The organism is Paraburkholderia sp. RL17-373-BIF-A (assembly GCF_046030175.1).
Classification (GTDB): Bacteria; Pseudomonadota; Gammaproteobacteria; order Burkholderiales; family Burkholderiaceae; genus Paraburkholderia.
Genome location: NZ_JARESO010000054.1, coordinates 22820 through 40351, shown reverse-complemented (window position 1 = coordinate 40351; position 17532 = coordinate 22820). Strand labels below are relative to the sequence as shown.

Sequence of the window (17532 nt, the reverse complement as noted above, 5' to 3'; positions counted from 1 at the left end):
TTTCGAGAAGATCGCCGGTAAAGTTTTCCTCAACCATACACGGCAGCGCAAAAAAGAAAAAGCGCCCAAATTGGGCGCTTTTTTTGCCATTTTTTTCGCAGCGCCCGGCTTGGGGCGCTGGATTCAGGCGAGCAGGGCGCTTAAGCGCGGCTGCGGTACTCGTGCGTACGTGTGTCGATTTCGATCTTGTCGCCGATGTTGCAGAAGAGCGGCACTTGCAGTTCGAAGCCGGTGTTCAGCTTGGCGTTCTTCAACACCTTGCCCGACGACGTGTCGCCCTTGACTGCCGGTTCCGTGTAGATGATCTCGCGGACCAGCGTGGTCGGCAGTTCGACCGAGATGGCTTTCTCGTTGTAGAACACGACTTCGCAAGCCATACCGTCTTCGAGGTAATGGAGGGCGTCGCCCATCATTTCGCCTTCGACTTCGAACTGGTTGTAGTCGGCGTCCATGAACACGTACATCGGGTCGGCGAAGTACGAGTAGGTAACTTCCTTGCGTTCCAGCACGACGACGTCGAACTTGTCGTCGGCCTTGTACACGCTTTCCATGCCTGCGCCGGTCAGCAGGTTCTTGAACTTCATCTTGACGACGGCGGAGTTGCGGCCCGATTTGTTGTATTCGGCCTTTTGCACAACCATTGCGTCTGCGCCGATCATCACGACGTTGCCGGTGCGGAGTTCCTGTGCGGTCTTCATAAAACTGTCCTGTACGAAATTAGTAGCTTCAACTTGTGCTCAACGGCATACGGCGCAAGCGGCTTCGGCGCTTTGCTCACCGCGCGCCGCGCCGCCGAAGCGGCTCGGCGGGTCGCGAGCGAGTCAAGCGTGGCCGGCTTGCCGCGGGGAGCGGCGCGAGCGCCGCAAACCCGCGGTCTCTGCCATTCCCAGCAATCCGTTACCTGCTTTTTACCCGGTGCGGGCGTGTACACGAGTGGCGCCGATTCGCAACATACGTCCCTTTTTTGACATTCCACCTATCACGCTTTGATATTGGGGAAAGGTGTTGCATCTTGCGATGCCGGGTTGGCGAGCCGCTCAAACGAGTTGACCGGATTCCGCCATTGCGATCGGGCCGCGCTTGCGTCGTCGGCCGTTGGATAACCGCTTATTTTAACTGAGTTTTTGCGAACAAGGCCAGATTTCCAGCGAGGTCGCCCACTTGAGCCAGTTCGCCGGCCCAATCGGCTGCGCGTTGCCTGAGCGCCGGCAAGTGACGCTGGAATTCCGCCCAGTCCGGCCGACCCGTGCCGTTCCACGCGTGCCAGAAACGCGCAAGGGCGTCGCGGGCGTCGGCGGGCAGAGTGCGCGCGTAGTGCGCGAGCGCGGCGTCGAGCTTCGGCAGATGGGCGTCGTCGGCTTGCGGGTAGATATGCCAGACGAAGGGTTTGGCGGCCCATTGGGCGCGCACGAACGAATCCTCGCCGCGCACGAAATTGATGTCGCTTGCCCACAGCAGCGCGTCGTAGCCGGGCGGGTCGGTAAAGGCGAGGGCATGTGCGCTGAGGTTGCCGCGCACCGCGTGAGCGCCGGCGGCGAACGCGGGCAGTTCGAAAAAGCGCGCGACCGCGCCTGAAACGCGGCCTTCGGGCACGAGCAGGACGACCGGGTCCGCGCTATCGCGCCATTGTTCGAGCAGACTGTCGGCGGCGGGGTTCTCGTAGGCGAACAGCGAGACGACGGTGGCCGCGGCGGGCGGCGGCGCGTGGCCTGTGGTCTGTTGCCACCATGCTCCGCGCGCGGTGGGCGATGCTTCAAAAGCCGCGCGCGCGCCGTCGAGATGCCGTTCCTTCAGCACGCCGCCGGTGCCGGGGCCGAGTCCGGGGAAAAAGAATGTCTTGGTCAGCGGATAGCGCGGATGAGGCGAGGGCTGCAGATGAAAATCCGCGACCCAGTCCTCGGCACTCAGATATTCGAGGTTGAACCACACCGGCGTACGTTCGCGCGCCGCCATCGCGGCGACATAGATGGACGGGAGTTCGCAGCCAAACGCCTCGATCACGACGTCGGCGACTTCGAGCCTATCGCCCGCATGAGCCGGCTCATGCCAGTGTTCGACGACGATGCCGCCGACCGTCTGGCGAGCGTGCTCCAGCGTCAGCGACGGGCACAGCTTCTGGAACGCATGCAGGTCGTCGACGAACACGCGCACCTGCCAGCCGTGCTCGCTCGCAAGCTGGCGCGCGAGGCGCCAGCACACGCCGATGTCGCCGAAATTGTCGATCACCGCGCAGAAGATGTCGCAGGCGATCGCCGTGGGCGTGTCAGCGGCCTGCTCGGAATGGGGCGTAGCGGAAGACATGATGGCCTGGGTCGCGGATTCGAACGGATGGAAGGAGTGGGGGGCGATGCGAGTGATGCGTCGGTGCCGCGCTGCGTTGCGCGCCGACCCACGGCTGCCGACGCGTCGCCCGATTCAAGGCAACAGCGTTCGGACGCACGCGGAATGTTCTAAACTGGCGATTCTAAAGCACTCGTTCACGATTGCGCGCGCAAGGCGTCCTGCGGTTCGTCCCGGCGCGCGGCACGCAGAGCAAGGCTTCGCGAGAACGTCCCACCTCAACCGATTCTGCATGACCGAACCCGAAGCAACCGACGCTTTCGAGCCGAAAAAAGTGCTCGCCCAACTGCCGCATCTGCCCGGCGTCTATCGCTATTACGATACGCACGGCGCGGTGCTTTACGTGGGCAAGGCGCGCGATCTGAAGAAGCGCGTCTCGAGCTACTTCACCAAGACGCTACTGTCGCCGCGCATCGCGATGATGGTGACGCGCATTGTGCGCATCGAGACGACCGTGACGCGCTCCGAGGCCGAAGCGCTGCTGCTCGAAAACAACCTGATCAAGGCGCTCGCGCCGCGCTACAACATTTTGTTTCGCGACGACAAGTCGTATCCCTACCTCAAGCTGACCGGCCACAAGTTTCCGCGCATGGCGTATTACCGTGGCGCTGTGGATCGCAAGAATCAGTACTTCGGTCCGTTTCCGAGTGCGTGGGCGGTGCGCGAGAGCATCCAGATTCTGCAGCGCGTGTTCCAGTTGCGCACCTGTGAAGACTCCGTGTTCAATAACCGCACGCGGCCTTGTCTGCTGCATCAGATCGGCCGCTGCACGGCGCCGTGCGTCGCGGCGATCAATGAAGAAGACTACGCGCGCGACGTCGCCAACGCATCGCGCTTTCTGCTCGGCCGCCAGGGCGAGGTGATGAAGGAACTCGAGCAGAAGATGCACGCCTTCGCCAGCGAGCTGAAGTTCGAGCAGGCCGCGGCGGTGCGTAACCAGATGAGTTCGCTGTCGACGGTGCTGCACCAGCAGGCGATCGAAGTCGGCAGCGACAGCGACGTCGATATTCTCGCGGTGGTCGCGCTGGGCGGTCGCGTGTGCGTGAATCTGGCGATGGTGCGCGGCGGACGGCATTTAGGCGACAAGGCGTATTTCCCGGCGCATGTCGAAAGCGCGTTGACGGCTGATGAGGGCGGATTGGAAGACGACGGCGCGGCGTTGACCGATACCGCTATCGAGTCCGGTTCGCTCTCGGAAGACAACGCGGGCGGTGAGGCGGAGTCGGCCGATGCCGCCGATGCGCTCGCGATCGCGCAAGAGATGCCATCGGAAGACGAAGAGGACGACGCGTCCGATGAAGCCGACGACGCACCCGACGAAGACGACGCACTCGGGGAAGCCGATTCCGAACCCACGAAACCGCGCAAAGGCCGCGCAACCGGGGGGATCGAAGCCGAAGTCCTCGAAGCGTTCATCGCCCAGCATTACCTGGGCAATCGCGTGCCGCCGGTGCTGGTAGTCAGCCACGCACCCGCCAACCGCGAACTGGTCGACGTGCTGATCGAGCAGGCCGGCCACAAGGTCACCGTGCTGCGCCAGCCGCAAGGCCAACGGCGCGCCTGGCTCGCCATGGCCGAGCAGAACGCGCGGCTCGCGCTCGCGCGCCTGCTCTCGGAGCAGGGCTCACAACAAGCCCGCACGCGCGCGCTGACCGACACGCTCGGCATGGAGTGCGACGATCTCGCACATCTGCGCATCGAATGTTTCGACATCAGCCACACGATGGGGGAGGCGACGCAGGCGTCGTGCGTGGTGTATCACCATCACAAGATGCAGTCGTCGGAATACCGCCGCTACAACATCACCGGCATTACGCCCGGCGACGATTACGCCGCGATGCGCCAGGTGCTCACGCGCCGCTACGAGAAGATGGTCGAGCAAGCCGCCGCGAATGCCGCTGAAGAAGCCGCGGAGTTGCAAAGCGACGCGGCCGCCGATCCGTCGCTCACGCCGGACGCCGCGGAGCCGGTCGCGGCCGGCGGCATCCTGCCGACTATCGTGCTGATCGACGGCGGCAAGGGCCAGGTCGAAATCGCGCGCCAGGTGTTCACGGAACTGGGTCTCGATACCGGCATGCTGGTCGGCGTCGCGAAGGGCGAGGGACGCAAGGTCGGCCTCGAAACCCTGATTTTCGCCGACGGCCGCGCGCCGCTCGAACTCGGCAAGGAAAGCGCCGCACTCATGCTGGTCGCACAGATCCGCGACGAAGCGCACCGCTTCGCCATCACCGGCATGCGCGCGAAGCGCGGCAAGACGCGTCAGACCTCGCGGCTCGAAGAACTCGAAGGGGTGGGCGCGAAGCGGCGTCAGCGTTTGCTCGCGCGCTTTGGGGGACTGCGCGGCGTGGTTGCCGCCAGTGTCGAAGATCTGGCGAGCGTCGAAGGCATTTCGCAGGCGCTCGCGGAGCAGATTTACCGGCAATTGCACTGATCGCGGCGGCTTCAGCCGTCCGCTCAGCCACCTTCGAGGGGCGCTGCCGCGGCGCGCGCGGCCGGCCCGGCGCGCCGCTTTGCTTGTGGCAGGCCTTGTGACACGGCACAATTGCATCTCCCTTGTCAGACGCTGCGCCTGCCCATGCCGTTTAATTTCCCGATTTTCCTGACTTGGCTGCGGATCGTCCTGATCCCGCTCGTCGTCGGTGTGTTCTATTTGCCCGACATGATGATGAGCCCCGCGCACCGCAATCTGGCGGCCGCGACCATCTTCATTCTGGCGGCGCTGACCGACTGGTTCGACGGCTTTCTGGCGCGCAAGTGGAATCAGACCTCGGCATTCGGCGCGTTCCTCGATCCGGTCGCCGACAAGCTGATGGTGACCGCCGCGTTGCTGGTGCTCGTGCAACTCGCGCGAATCGATTCGGCGATCGCGCTCGTGATCGTCGGGCGCGAGATCGCGATCTCGGCGCTGCGCGAATGGATGGCGCAAATCGGCGCATCGAAGAGCGTCGCGGTGAATTCGCTCGGCAAGTTCAAGACGGTTTGTCAGATGGTGGCGATCCCCATGCTGCTGTTCTACGGGCCGCTGTCGTTCGGCGGCGGCGTGGTGGTCGATACGCGTGTGTGGGGCTTGTGGCTCATCTATCTGGCCGCGTTCCTGACGATCTGGTCGATGCTCTATTACATGAAGCTCGCATGGCCGCAGATTCGCGAACGGGGCGGTGTGGCCTGAGTTTTCGTCGTGGTGGAGGGCGCCCGGCGCGTGTCCGAACTTCGCTGGCGCATGAGTGAAATTTGTTCGGTAAAAGAGATACGCAAAAGGGGTTGACACGTTTCAGTCGTTTCTCCATAATCTCGTTTCTCCGATGCACGCAGCTCGAAACATCGGTGGCAGTAAAGAGTAGTTGCAGTAACAAGGCAGCAGATAGCACGGCAAAAGCAGCACAATGCGGGAGTAGCTCAGTTGGTAGAGCGCAACCTTGCCAAGGTTGAGGTCGCGAGTTCGAGCCTCGTCTCCCGCTCCAAATTTTTGAAGCAACGCGTTGTTTGGCAAGTAATAGTGCAAGGCGTTGTGAAGCAGTTCAATGCGGGAGTAGCTCAGTTGGTAGAGCGCAACCTTGCCAAGGTTGAGGTCGCGAGTTCGAGCCTCGTCTCCCGCTCCATACATAAGGGGAAGCAACGCTTCCCTTTTTGTTTGGTGGCCCGGTCCATCCGGTTGTCCGCTAAACAAAATCTGCGAATCTGTTGCTAGGTTCCAGTCCGCTTGCGGCGCGATAGCAAAGCGGTTATGCAGCGGCCTGCAAAGCCGTTTAGGCCGGTTCGACTCCGGCTCGCGCCTCCAGTAGTTGATGTAAAGAAAAGCCCCGACTTGTCGGGGCTTTTCTTTTTTCGGCGTCGGTTTCTCTGGCGGAGTTGATACATATGCTGACGTGGCAGCAGTTCTCTTTGCTTCTGCTAATCGCGCCGGCAGCCGGGTTGATTCTCTGCGTTGCCGTTATCGTGACGGATGTGGCGCACAATTCGTGGTTCGCGCTTCATCACCCGATCCGGATGGACCTGTATCTCTCGCAGATCGTCTTTCTACTGTTCATCGCGTTCACGGTCCGTACGGCCGGGCGAGGGGCTGTGAACCGGCGCACTGCGCTGCACGTGATCGATTGAACAGCGCGCCTGCTTTACGTCATTGCTTGTCCACACCGAGGCTGCATGTACCTACAACTCACCGGCACCCACGTTCGCCTGCTCGGCTCGATGCATCTCTTTCCGGCGACAAGCCGAAGAACCCCGCCGTGGATTGCCGAAGCGTATGACTGGGCGGAAGCGCTCGTCTTTGAGTCCGATCCGCCGACGATCCTGCCGTTTCTGAAGGCCGACCGACGAGGCGGCGCGGAGCAACTGCAGCCCTTGCTATCCGCCGACGCATGGCAGCAACTTCACGCGGCATGGCCCGTTGAAGGGCCGCTTGCGCCGCTCACCGATCTTCGTCCGTGGGCCGCGTTGATCGTCGCGCCGACGCTGTTCCAACAAGTCGTCGAAGGTGTCGAGCCGCGCATGCTGCGCTCGGCGATTACGCAGGCCAAGCCCTATCGCTATCTCGAGAGCGCGCAGGAGGTAGCGGCGGCGCTCGAATCGATTCCGCTCGACGCCGTCGGCGCGGCGCTCGGCTTGCTGATGTCAGACCTCGACGAACCGCAGCGCACGCTCGAGCGCATGCACGCGGCCTGGCTGGAGGGCGATCTGCTTGCCGTGCACCAGATCGCCATCGATTCGCCGATGTTCAATCTGCCGGGCATCCGGCATGCGATTCTCGACGAGCGCAATCGCGCATGGGCGGCGCGCTTGACTGAGGTCCTCACGCGGCCGGAGCGCACGTTGGTGGTCGTCGGCGCGCTGCATCTGTGCGGCCCCGGCAATCTGATCGACTGTCTCGCGCGGCCCGTCGAGCCGGTCTTTGCCAACCCATAGCAAAGCCGTCGCCGCGCGAGCGTGGCAGCCTGATGCGGCCTGCATCGGTTCGAAAGCGGTCCGGCTCGCACGCGATCCGAGGGAACTCTCGCGCCGGGGTTTTGCCCCAAGGTAAAGCACGTCGCTATACACTACCCGCCTACCACTTCGGCCACGCCGGTCGCCCTAGGGAATACAACATGCATGTGCCACCGACGCCCAGTAACGAAAGCGCCCGTCTCGACACCCTGCGTGCGCTGCATATTCTCGATACGTTGCCGGAAGAGCGCTTCGATCGTCTGACCCGGCTCGCCAAGCGACTCTTCAGTGTGCCCATCGCGCTCGTGAGTCTGGTCGATGCGGACCGTCAATGGTTCAAGTCGTGTGTCGGCCTGAAGACGAGCGAGACCTCGCGTGACGTATCATTCTGCGCGCACGCGATTCTCGGCGACGAAATCATGATGGTGCCCGACACGCTCGCGGACGAGCGGTTTCACGACAATCCGCTCGTCACGGACAACCCGAATATCCGTTTCTACGCCGGCTGTCCGCTCACGGTGCCCAACGGCAGCAAGCTCGGCACGCTCTGTCTGATCGACACCAAGCCGCGCGGCCTCGACGAAGAAGAGCGCGAATTGCTGCGCGATCTGGCGCGCATGGCCGAGCAGGAGTTGGCGGCGGTGCAGTTGGCCACGCTCGACGATTTGACGCTGCTGTCGAACCGGCGCGGTTTCGAGGCACTAGCGCAACATGCGCTGAACGTTTGCAAGCGGATGCACAAACCGGCATCGCTGCTGTTCTTCGACCTGAACGATTTCAAGCAGATCAACGACACGCTCGGCCACGCCGAAGGCGATCGCGCGCTGAAGACCTTCGCCGACGTCTTGCGCACCGCGTTGCGCGAAAGCGATGTGATCGGGCGGCTCGGCGGCGATGAGTTCGTCGTGCTGCTCACCGATACGGACAGCGGCGCCACGCAGGAAGTGACGCAGCGTCTCACGCAGTTGCTGGCCGAGCGCAATGCCGAAGCGCAGCGTGGCTATGACATCCGCTATAGCGTCGGGCAGATTCAATACGATTCTGCCCGGCACCAATCGATTGCCGAACTGCTGGCGGCCGCCGACGCCGCGATGTACAGCCACAAACAGGCATCGAAGGCGCGCGCGGTCCATCGCAACTGAGCGCGGCACGGCGGCGAAAAAAACCGTCGCGCGCGGCATAATCACGCATCGCCGCTCTCCGTGCGGTGCGACTCTTTCTTTAGAACGTTGTCATGACTGAACCGCAGCAAACCGCCGCCACGCGGCTGGCGCAACTTGATTGGCGCTGGAAATCCTTCGACGACCTCACGGGCATCGAGGTCTATACGATGCTGGGCGCACGCAGCACGGTGTTCGTCATCGAGCAGAACTGCTTGTATGGCGATATCGACGGGCTCGATATGGATGCGTGGCATCTGCTGGTCTATGGCCCCGATGAAAAACGGCCGGCGCTCGCGGGTTATCTGCGCGTGCTGTTGCCCGATGCGGACGACGCCGATATCCGCATCGGCCGTGTGCTCACGACCGCTGAATTCCGTGGCATCGGTCTGGGCAACGCGATGCTCGAACGGTCGCTGCCGCACATTCGCGCGCAGTGGCCCGGCACGCCGATTCGTTTGCATGCGCAGGCGCATCTGCAAGCCTTCTATGGTGCGTTCGGCTTCGCGCCCGTTTCGGAGATTCACGAAGAAGACGGCATCCCGCATGTGTGGATGCGGTCGGCCTGAAGCGGCTACCGCATACAGAGCCCGGCGCGGGCGCGCCGGGTTGTCAATCGAATCGTAGAGTCAGTGCTGGCCGCGCGCCGGCGCCGAAGCCGTGGGCGCTAGGGTCTGCCTGGCTTTCGCACGCTGTTCGCCACGCAAGCGTCCGCGCGCCGACAGCCGCATCCAGTGACGCAAGGCGAGCAGCGCGCCGATCACGCTCATCATCGAACCCGGAATCCACAGCAACAGTCCACCGATCTGTTGATCGCGCATCGGGCTCAACCACGTGAACGCGCGGCCACAGATCGAGTAGATCGGATACAACTCGCGCGGCGTGAAGAAGATGAAGGCGCCGAGAATGATCTGCGGCGGAATCGCGGCGATCACCACCAGCACGCGCTTGCCCGGCGACAGACGCGCCGGCGGCGCGGGACGCGGATCGAGCACGAGCCACCAGAACAGCAGGCCGTCGATCACCATGCTCCAGTTCATCACGCGATAGAGCCGCCAGTCGAGCATCGCCATGAAATGAATCGGCGACATCAGCCAGAAGTAGATCAGCCCGACAAACAGCGTCACCGCGACCACGGGATGCATCACTACGTCGAGCAGCTTGCGCACCACCGGTGTTTCCAGCGCGGGCCGCACGAAGCGCTGCCGCCAGCCGAACGGAATCCCCGCGCGCAACGCCGCGCCAGGATACGACAGCGCGATAAAGAACGGTCCGAGGTGATGCAGCACCAGATGCTGCGCGCGATGCATGAAGAACTCATGCTCGAAGAAATAGTCGAGCCGCGTATGCAACGCGACATACAACGCCACCAGCCCAAACCAGAAGGAGATGCGCCGCGCGACCGTCACCTTCGCTTTACGCGCGCCGCGCACGAACAGGATCGCGGGCACCAGCAGCGCGATCACGACGGTCGGCGAGAACTCCCAGGGATCGAGCCAGTAGAGCAGATTCATCGCGGCACGTTACCTGGTTACTTGGTTTGCGCCGGCGACTTGACGGCGAACGGCGTGTCGAGTGTTTCGCCGTCGGAGAACTTGAGCGTGAGATGCACGGTGTCACCCGGCGCGACCTTGTGCTTCGCATCTTCGAGCATCACGTGATAGCCGCCGGGCGCGATGGCGACCTGGCCATGCGCGGGCACCGTCAGCTTGTCGACCATCACCATCTTCTGCGACGAACCGTTCGACACGGTCTGATGCAGCATCGCGTCGCCGTAGTCGTTGCTGGAGATATCGACGAGGTCGACCGGTTTGTCGCTCGCATTGACGAGCGTCACATAGCCGGCGGCGGGCAGGTTGTTGGGCAGCCAGCGGACCCACGCGTCTTTCGCGCTGATCGCGTTGGCGCCCGCCGCTTGCGCGGTCGATGCGGCACCGAACGAAAGGGCGAGGGCGCAACTCAGTGCAGCGAACGTTTTGATCTTGATCGACATGGTTGAACTCGGGAAAGGTCAGGAACGGTCATCGATGATGCGGCGCAGGTCTTGTGCGATCGCATCGGGCGTGTCGTGATCGGTGGCCAGCAGGCGCGCGTGGCCCTCGCTGTCGAACACGTAGACGGCGGAACTATGGGTGACTTCATAGTTGCCGGAAGGGTCGCGCTTTTCCATCTGATAGGCGACGCGGTAACGCTTGGCGAGCGACTCGATCTGCCAGTCGGTGCCGGTCAGCCCCTCGGCATGTTTCGAGTCGAAGGCGCCGACGTAGTCGTGCAAGGCCTGCGCCGTATCGCGCGCGGGATCGACAGTGATGAACAGGATCCGCACCTTCTGCGCGTCGGGGCCGAGCTTGCCGAGCACCTGCATCAGCCGGCCCATCGTTTCAGGACAGACGTCCGGGCAATGTGTGTAGCCGAAATAAACGAGCGAGGCGCGGCCCTTGAACGAATCGCCGTTGACGGGCCGGCCATCGTCGCCGGTCAGCTTGAAATCGAGGTCAGGCAAGTGACCGGTCACATTGGTCAATTGCCACGTTTCCGTGCGATGCGTGCAGCCGGCGAGCGCCGTCAGCGCGCCGAGCATGACCGTCGCCGCAAACAGGCGCGCGGACCACGGCCTGCGTGAAATTGCGGGGTGCAGTTGCAGGTGCCGGGATGAGAAGATCGGGAACAAAGCAGGGTTCAGTGACTCGATTGAATTGCGGCGCCGCTCGATGCGCGTGTGGCGCGTGCGCGGTCATAGTGTGCAAATATGGTCGTAACGGCAATGATCCGCGTGGCAGCGACTTTAGCGCAAATTGGCCGATGGCGTCGCGCAGAGCCCACGGGCGGGCGGTTTGCGAGGCAATTTGACGCAGGCGGCTGAAAGCTGGGTGAAGCCCGATTGTTCCCGTTTTGAACGCAATCGCCGGCGAGGCTCGCGTGTGGCGCCCGGCTGGGCTTGTGCCCAGCCTTACTTTCTCGAAAAATTGGTGGATGCGCGGTAAGATGCGCACACTTTTCCGGCCGCAGAAGGCTGAAAGGCAAAACTAACCGATGCAAGCACTTCCGGCTGTTCTGTCTCCGAGCGAGACGGCATTTTTCTTCGATTTCGACGGCACGCTCGTCGAACTCGCCCCCACGCCGGACGGCGTGCTGGTGCAACCTCGCGTGAACGACTTGCTGAGCGAGTTGCGCAGTTTGACGAACGGCGCGGTCGCGGTCGTGTCGGGCCGCGGTATCGACAGCATCGACAGTTTTCTGAACATGCCCGATCTGCCGATTGCCGGTCTGCACGGCGCCGAGCGGCGCGATGCGAACGGCGACACGCAGCGCATTGGCTTCCATGACGAGCGGCTGTTGCGCATGGAGCAGGTGCTCGCGCAGGTGGTCAACGAAAACCCCGGCATGCTGCTCGAGATCAAGGGCGCGGCCGTGGCGCTGCACTACCGGAATGCGCCGGATCGCGAGCCGCTGGCGCGCGAGGCGACCGAGCGGCTGGTGGCCGATTACGCCGGCTCCTACGTGCTGCAGCCGGGCAAGATGGTCTACGAAATCAAACCCAAAGATGTCGACAAGGGCCGCGCGCTGCGCGCGTTCCTCGACGAGCCGCCTTTCGTCGGCCGCAAGCCGGTCTTTGCCGGCGACGATCTGACCGACGAGAAGGGCTTCGCCGTCGTCAACGAACGTGGCGGCGTGTCGATCAAGGTCGGGCCGGGCGAGACGATGGCGCATACGCGCATCGGCTCGGTGACGGGCCTGCTCGACTGGCTGGCATCGATCGTCGCGGCGGCGCGCACAGCATGATGACCACGCCGCGTCGCTCGCAGCAAACAACGCACCGTATCGGGAATCGCGCTTCATGAGTCGACTGATCATCGTATCGAACCGGGTTGCGCCAATCTCGGAGGGCGGCCCGGCGGCAGGTGGTCTGGCGGTCGGCGTGTACGACGCGCTGAAGGAAACCGGCGGCATGTGGTTCGGCTGGAGCGGCGACGTTCTCACCTCAGGCCAGCCGCAGATCAAGGTCGAGGAGCGCGGCCCGGTGACCTTCGCGACCATCGCGCTGATGCGCCGCGACTACGATCAGTACTATCGTGGCTTCTCGAACGCCACACTGTGGCCCGCGTTCCACTATCGCGCCGACCTGCTGCAATACGACCGGCACGACTTCGAGGGCTATTGCCGCGTCAATGCGTGGCTTGCGCAACAGCTCGTGCCGCTGCTGCGCGAAGACGACGTGATCTGGGTCCACGACTACCATCTGATTCCGTTCGCGCAAGCGTTGCGCGCGGCGGGCGTGAAGAATCGCATCGGCTTTTTCCTGCACATTCCGTTTCCGGCTTCGCAGGTGCTGCTGGCGGTGCCGCCGCATCGCGAACTCGTCGAGGCGCTGTGTTCGTTCGATCTGCTCGGCTTCCAGACCGCGCCGGATCTGCGCGCGTTCTGCGACTACATCGTCAATGAAGCGAACGGCACGGTCGACGCATCGGCGCAAGGCCCGCTGACGATCCACGCGTTCGGCCGCACGCTGCGCGCGGCGGCGTATCCGATCGGCGTCTATCCGGACGAGATCGCCGAACTCGCGAAAGCGGGTGAGCGCGGCAAACCGGTGCGCACGATGAAGGCGACGCTGCATTCGCGCAAGCTGATCATGAGCGTGGACCGGCTCGATTATTCGAAGGGACTGGTCGAGCGTTTTCGTGCCTTCGAGCGGCTGCTCGAACACGCGGCCGCGCAACGCAACAAGGTGTCCTTCCTGCAGATCGCGCCGCCGACGCGCGCCGACATGCACGCGTACCAGGATATCCGCTTGCAGCTCGAAGGCGAGTCGGGGCGCATCAACGGACGCTTCGCCGAACTGGACTGGACGCCGATTCTCTACATCCACAAGCAGTACGAGCGCTCGGTGCTGGCCGCGCTGTTCCGCACCGCGCACGTCGGCTATGTCACGCCGTTGCGTGACGGCATGAACCTCGTCGCCAAGGAGTATGTGTCGGCGCAGGATCCGGAGAATCCCGGCGTGCTCGTGCTGTCGCGCTTTGCCGGCGCCGCGCAGGAACTGGATGGAGCGCTGATCGTCAATCCGGTCGATATCGCCGGCATGGCCGAGGCGCTCGCGCGGGCGCTCGCCATGCCGCTCGCGGAGCGTCAGGCGCGCCATCGCGACATGATGGTGCAGTTGCGCGAGAACAATGTGTCGGTGTGGCGCGATAACTTCATGCGCGATTTGCAGGGCGTCGCTGGTGCAAAGAGCACCCGAAGCGGGAAGGCGCGCGCCGTGTCGGGGAGAAAGGCGGCGCGCGAAACTCAGGCCGGGTAGGTTGCGTTCGAGGCTGCTTGCAGCGCGTGTAAAAGAAAAAGCCGCTCGAGAGCGGCTTTTCTTTTGGCGGTGACGGCTCGCGGCTCGAAGCCTGCCGCGCGGGTTCAGACCACGTGCTGTTCGTCGACCTTCTTTCCACCGATGTGCAGCGTGTGGCCCTTGCCATACTGCTTGGTGAGCAGGTCGCGATACAGGCCGGGACGCTGGCGTAGTTCTTCCGGGCTGCCGTCGTCGATGACCTTGCCCGCGCTCATCACGATGATCCGGTCGAAGTTGTTCAGCGTCGACAGACGGTGCGCGATCGCCACCACCGTACGGCCGACCATCAGCCGGTCGAGCGCCTTCTGGATCGCTTCTTCCGACGCGCTGTCGAGCGCCGAGGTGGCTTCGTCGAGCAGCAGGATCGGCGCGTTCTTCAAAATTGCGCGTGCAATCGCGATACGCTGACGCTGGCCGCCCGATAGCTTCACGCCGCGGTCGCCGACGATCGTGTCGTAGCCTTCCGGCATGGCCTCGATGAAGTCCGCGCAGCGCGCCTCGCGCGCGGCCGCGAGCACTTCTTCGCGGCTCGCCTCCGGGCGCCCGTAGGCGATGTTTTCGTACACCGTGCGATGGAACAGGGAGATGTCCTGCGGGACCAGCGCGATCGTGTGGCGCAGGCTGTCCTGCGTGATCGTGGCGATGTCCTGGCCGTCGATCCTGATCGCGCCGCCTTGCGTCTCGTAGAAACGCTGCAGCAGCGCCAGCACGGTGGATTTGCCCGCGCCCGACTTGCCGATCAGGCCGACGCGCTGGCCGGGTTCGATATGCAGGTCGAAGTGATCGAGAATCGGGCGGCGGCGCGGGTAAGCGAACGTCACGCTTTCGAAATCGATGCGGCCGCCTTGCGGCACGAGTTCGGTCGCACCGTCGCGATCCGGCATGCCGTGCGGCTCCAGCAGCGTGCGCACGGCCTCAGCGAGACGCGCCACGTGCTGCGTGACGTCGACGAGCGCCACGGCCAGGTCGCGCGTGCCGTGCAGGATCGTGAAACCGAGCGAGCTGACGAGCACGATGTCGCCCGAAGTCGCCTTGCCTTGATCCCACAGCCAGAGCGCCCAGCCCAGCAGGCCCGCCGACAGCAGCGCGGTGATCACCGCGTGCAGCAGACGCAGCTTTTCCAGATACAGCAGGCTCTGCTGGCGCGCGTCCATCTCGGCCTTGACCGTTGCGCCGAACCGCTGCTGCTCGCGAAACGTCATGCCGAAGGCGCGCACGAGGCCCATGTTGCTGATCACGTCGACCAGCTCGCCGTCCACCGACGCCGCCTTGGTGGCGAAATGATGATGGCGCGCCGAGCCGCGGCCGGCCAGCTTGTACAGCACGACTGACAGAATGGCCGAGCACAGCATCAGGCCACAGGCCATCAGCGGATTCACCGCGATGATCATGACGATCGCGCCGAGCACCGCGATGCACGGCGGCAGCACGTTCCACGCGGTGGTGTTCTCCGCCGTGTAGACCGCGTTCGAGGTCGCCGTGATCCGGCTCGCGAGCATGCCCGGCTGCTTCTCGGAGTAGTACGTTGGCGAGTGTCCGCTCAGATACTGAAACAGGTCGCGCCGCAGGTCGCCGGTTACGGCGACGAACGTATGCGCGGCGACCCAGCCGCCGACCCGCCACAGCATGTTGTCGGCGGCGATCAGGCCGACCAGGATGGCGAACGCCCCCCACAGCGGGCCGGGATGATGCCGGCCTTCGCCGAGCACGTCGATCAGGTGTTTAATCGCGTATTGCGAAGCGAGCGCACAGCCCACGGCCGCAAACACGCTGCACAGGACGATCGCATGCGCGAGCGGATGGCGGCGGATAAAGCGGAAAAGGAACGCAAGAGGCCGGTGCGCATAGCTCGCGAGCTTTGCGTTCTGGGCATTACGCTGGGCGATGGTTAAATGTTCCAATTGATCGTGAGGTCGATGTGTTTCGGGTTGTGCATGCAAAGCGTAGGCCACATGGAAAAGGTTCGCCGCGAAGCCGATGCTTCGCATTGTAAACATGCAAAAGCGATTGCGCCCTGTGTATCCGGGCCTTGGCGCGATTGATTTCGCGATAGACGTCCGCGACCTACTGCTACTCGACCCATCGATGGGGTCAGGGTTCACGCAGGCTGCGGAACTTTTAGGGATATAATTACAAATTGCATTCAACCGCGATGCGGCATTTCTTCAACGCTTGCCGGCAAAGTTGACGCAAGAGCTTGCGACGCCACCTCCGCGGTCCATGCCGCAAGCCAGTTGCCACTGTAGAACTGTCTTAGAAAACAAGGGTTTGCAAAGTGTTTCGCCTTTGTAACAACGTAAAGACTTTGAAATGTTGTGGTGCAGCGAGAATCCCGGCATTGATAATGCATGCTCTGTAGGCCCGCCGAATTTTCTGACAGTTTGTCAACGTAGGTGTCATGTGTGCGTTTACCGGCACATGCGCAGACATTGATCACTGGTCTGGGCTCATTACCCAAGCGATCCATCGCAGGATTTCTCGAAAGAATCAGGCCCGCGCCGGCATGTTCCGGCCAGACTGCCCTGGCGAGCAAGCGAGTCGCTTTTACCAAACGCAGTACTTTTGCCTGATTTTTTACGAGGAGTTCTTCATATGCGAATCGCTCAAATCGCTCCGTTGCACGAGGCGGTTCCTCCCAAGCTGTACGGTGGTACGGAACGCGTGGTGTCCTATCTGACTGAAGCCTTGGTCGAGCAGGGGCACGACGTCACGCTCTTTGCGAGCGGCGATTCGCAAACCTCGGCGAAACTCGAAGCCTTCTGGCCGCAGGCGCTGCGCCTCGACCCGACCATCCGCGACGTGATGGCGCCGCACATGCTACTGCTCGAAGAAGTGCGCCGCCGCGCGGACGAATTCGACGTGCTGCATTTCCACATCGACTACTACCCGTTCTCGCTGTTCGCGCGCCAGCCGGTGCCGTTCCTGACCACGCTGCATGGCCGTCTCGATCTGCCGGAACTGCAGCCGATCTTCAATACGTTCAGCGACGTGCCGGTGGTGTCGATTTCGGACAACCAGCGCATTCCGCTGCAACAGGCGAACTGGCTGCAAACCGTCTATCACGGCCTGCCGGAAAACGTGCTCACGCCGATCGCCAACGTCGAGCCGGGCTACCTCGCTTTCCTCGGCCGCGTCTCGCCGGAGAAGGGCCTCGACCGCGCGATCCGCATCGCCGGCCAGGCAGGCATGAAGCTCAAGGTCGCCGCCAAGATCGACAAGGCCGACCGCGCCTATTACGAAGAAGTGATCAAGCCGCTGATGGCGCTCCCGCACGTCGAGTACATCGGCGAAATCGGCGAAGCCGAAAAGCGTGAGTTCCTCGGCAACGCGCATGCACTGGTGTTCCCGATCGACTGGCCGGAGCCCTTCGGTCTGGTCATGATCGAAGCGATGGCGTGCGGTACGCCGGCGATCGCGTTTAACCGCGGTTCGGTGCCGGAAGTGATCGAAAACGGCGTGTCGGGCTTCGTCGTCGAAGACGAAATCAGCGCGGTCGCCGCAGTCAAGCGTCTGCACACGCTGTCGCGCGCCGGTGTGCGCAAGGCGTTCGAGTCGCGCTTCTCGTCGAAGGTGATGGCGAAGAACTACGTCGCCACCTACGAAGAACTGCTGCGCCAGAAGCATCGCACCGTGCTGCGCGAAGTCAACGCCAGCTAATCGACGTGATGCGCGGCAGGTAAGAAAGTCGCATCGGCTCGAGGAGCGCTTTCAGGCGCTCCGGCGGCCGCCAGCAACGCCCCGTGCGGCACTTGCCCACGGGGCGTTGTTGCAGGC

General features: G+C 63.2%; 15 protein-coding genes and 3 tRNA genes. 12 read left to right on the top strand and 6 right to left on the bottom strand.

Going from position 1 to position 17532, the window contains the following annotated elements; translation table 11 throughout:
- Positions 1-140: 140 nt before the first annotated feature.
- Together efp and earP are read right to left on the bottom strand one after the other, a co-directional pair.
- On the bottom strand, positions 141-698 hold the full coding sequence (gene efp, locus P0D80_RS38895) for an elongation factor P (protein ID WP_012433870.1): 558 nt from the start codon (positions 696-698) through the stop codon (positions 141-143).
- 409 nt (positions 699-1107) lie between these two features.
- Positions 1108-2301: an elongation factor P maturation arginine rhamnosyltransferase EarP gene (earP, locus tag P0D80_RS38890; protein ID WP_408291709.1), complete on the bottom strand. Its 1194-nt coding sequence runs from the start codon at positions 2299-2301 to the stop codon at positions 1108-1110.
- A 271-nt stretch (positions 2302-2572) separates the two neighbouring features.
- On the opposite strand from earP, the gene uvrC reads away from it, so the two are divergent.
- The 9 genes from uvrC to P0D80_RS38845 all read left to right on the top strand — a co-directional run bounded on the left by uvrC (position 2573) and on the right by P0D80_RS38845 (position 8989).
- Entirely contained in the window at positions 2573-4771 is a 2199-nt protein-coding gene (uvrC, locus tag P0D80_RS38885; protein WP_408291707.1) for an excinuclease ABC subunit UvrC, read from the top strand.
- 144 nt (positions 4772-4915) lie between these two features.
- On the top strand, positions 4916-5509 hold the full coding sequence (gene pgsA / locus P0D80_RS38880) for a CDP-diacylglycerol--glycerol-3-phosphate 3-phosphatidyltransferase (protein WP_132373590.1): 594 nt from the start codon (positions 4916-4918) through the stop codon (positions 5507-5509).
- A gap of 216 nt (positions 5510-5725) precedes the next feature.
- A tRNA-Gly gene (locus P0D80_RS38875) sits at positions 5726-5801 on the top strand.
- Between the two features lie 62 nt (positions 5802-5863).
- Positions 5864-5939 (top strand) — tRNA-Gly (locus P0D80_RS38870).
- Between the two features lie 105 nt (positions 5940-6044).
- A tRNA-Cys gene (locus P0D80_RS38865) sits at positions 6045-6118 on the top strand.
- 80 nt (positions 6119-6198) lie between these two features.
- Positions 6199-6438, top strand: coding sequence for a hypothetical protein (locus P0D80_RS38860; protein WP_408181711.1), 240 nt, complete (start codon positions 6199-6201; stop codon positions 6436-6438).
- A gap of 45 nt (positions 6439-6483) precedes the next feature.
- Complete coding sequence (locus tag P0D80_RS38855; RefSeq protein ID WP_408181712.1) at positions 6484-7242, top strand: TraB/GumN family protein; 759 nt, start codon at positions 6484-6486, stop codon at positions 7240-7242.
- 179 nt (positions 7243-7421) lie between these two features.
- Entirely contained in the window at positions 7422-8402 is a 981-nt protein-coding gene (locus P0D80_RS38850) for a sensor domain-containing diguanylate cyclase (protein WP_408181714.1), read from the top strand.
- A gap of 92 nt (positions 8403-8494) precedes the next feature.
- A complete protein-coding gene (locus tag P0D80_RS38845) occupies positions 8495-8989 on the top strand; it encodes a GNAT family N-acetyltransferase (protein ID WP_408291704.1) in 495 nt (164 codons plus the stop codon).
- A 60-nt stretch (positions 8990-9049) separates the two neighbouring features.
- On the opposite strand, the gene P0D80_RS38840 is transcribed toward P0D80_RS38845, so the two are convergent.
- The 3 genes from P0D80_RS38840 to P0D80_RS38830 are packed head-to-tail and all read right to left on the bottom strand — an operon-like array spanning position 9050 to position 11001.
- A complete protein-coding gene (locus P0D80_RS38840; protein WP_408291702.1) occupies positions 9050-9934 on the bottom strand; it encodes a cytochrome c oxidase assembly protein in 885 nt (294 codons plus the stop codon).
- A 17-nt stretch (positions 9935-9951) separates the two neighbouring features.
- Positions 9952-10413, bottom strand: coding sequence for a copper chaperone PCu(A)C (locus P0D80_RS38835; protein ID WP_408181718.1), 462 nt, complete (start codon positions 10411-10413; stop codon positions 9952-9954).
- Between the two features lie 18 nt (positions 10414-10431).
- The gene (locus P0D80_RS38830) at positions 10432-11001 is read right to left on the bottom strand and encodes an SCO family protein (RefSeq protein ID WP_408291699.1); all 570 of its coding nucleotides are present in this window, start codon (positions 10999-11001) and stop codon (positions 10432-10434) included.
- Between the two features lie 452 nt (positions 11002-11453).
- On the opposite strand from P0D80_RS38830, the gene otsB reads away from it, so the two are divergent.
- Entirely contained in the window at positions 11454-12203 is a 750-nt protein-coding gene (otsB, locus tag P0D80_RS38825) for a trehalose-phosphatase (protein ID WP_408181721.1), read from the top strand.
- Positions 12204-12258: 55 nt separating this feature from the next.
- A complete protein-coding gene (gene otsA, locus P0D80_RS38820; RefSeq protein WP_408291697.1) occupies positions 12259-13719 on the top strand; it encodes an alpha,alpha-trehalose-phosphate synthase (UDP-forming) in 1461 nt (486 codons plus the stop codon).
- Between the two features lie 104 nt (positions 13720-13823).
- Here the strand turns inward: otsA and P0D80_RS38815 are convergent, their stop codons facing one another.
- Entirely contained in the window at positions 13824-15659 is a 1836-nt protein-coding gene (locus P0D80_RS38815; RefSeq protein ID WP_132373599.1) for an ABC transporter ATP-binding protein, read from the bottom strand.
- 691 nt (positions 15660-16350) lie between these two features.
- Between P0D80_RS38815 and P0D80_RS38810 the strand changes: the two genes are divergently transcribed.
- Entirely contained in the window at positions 16351-17415 is a 1065-nt protein-coding gene (locus P0D80_RS38810; protein WP_132373600.1) for a glycosyltransferase family 4 protein, read from the top strand.
- Positions 17416-17532: the final 117 nt, after the last annotated feature.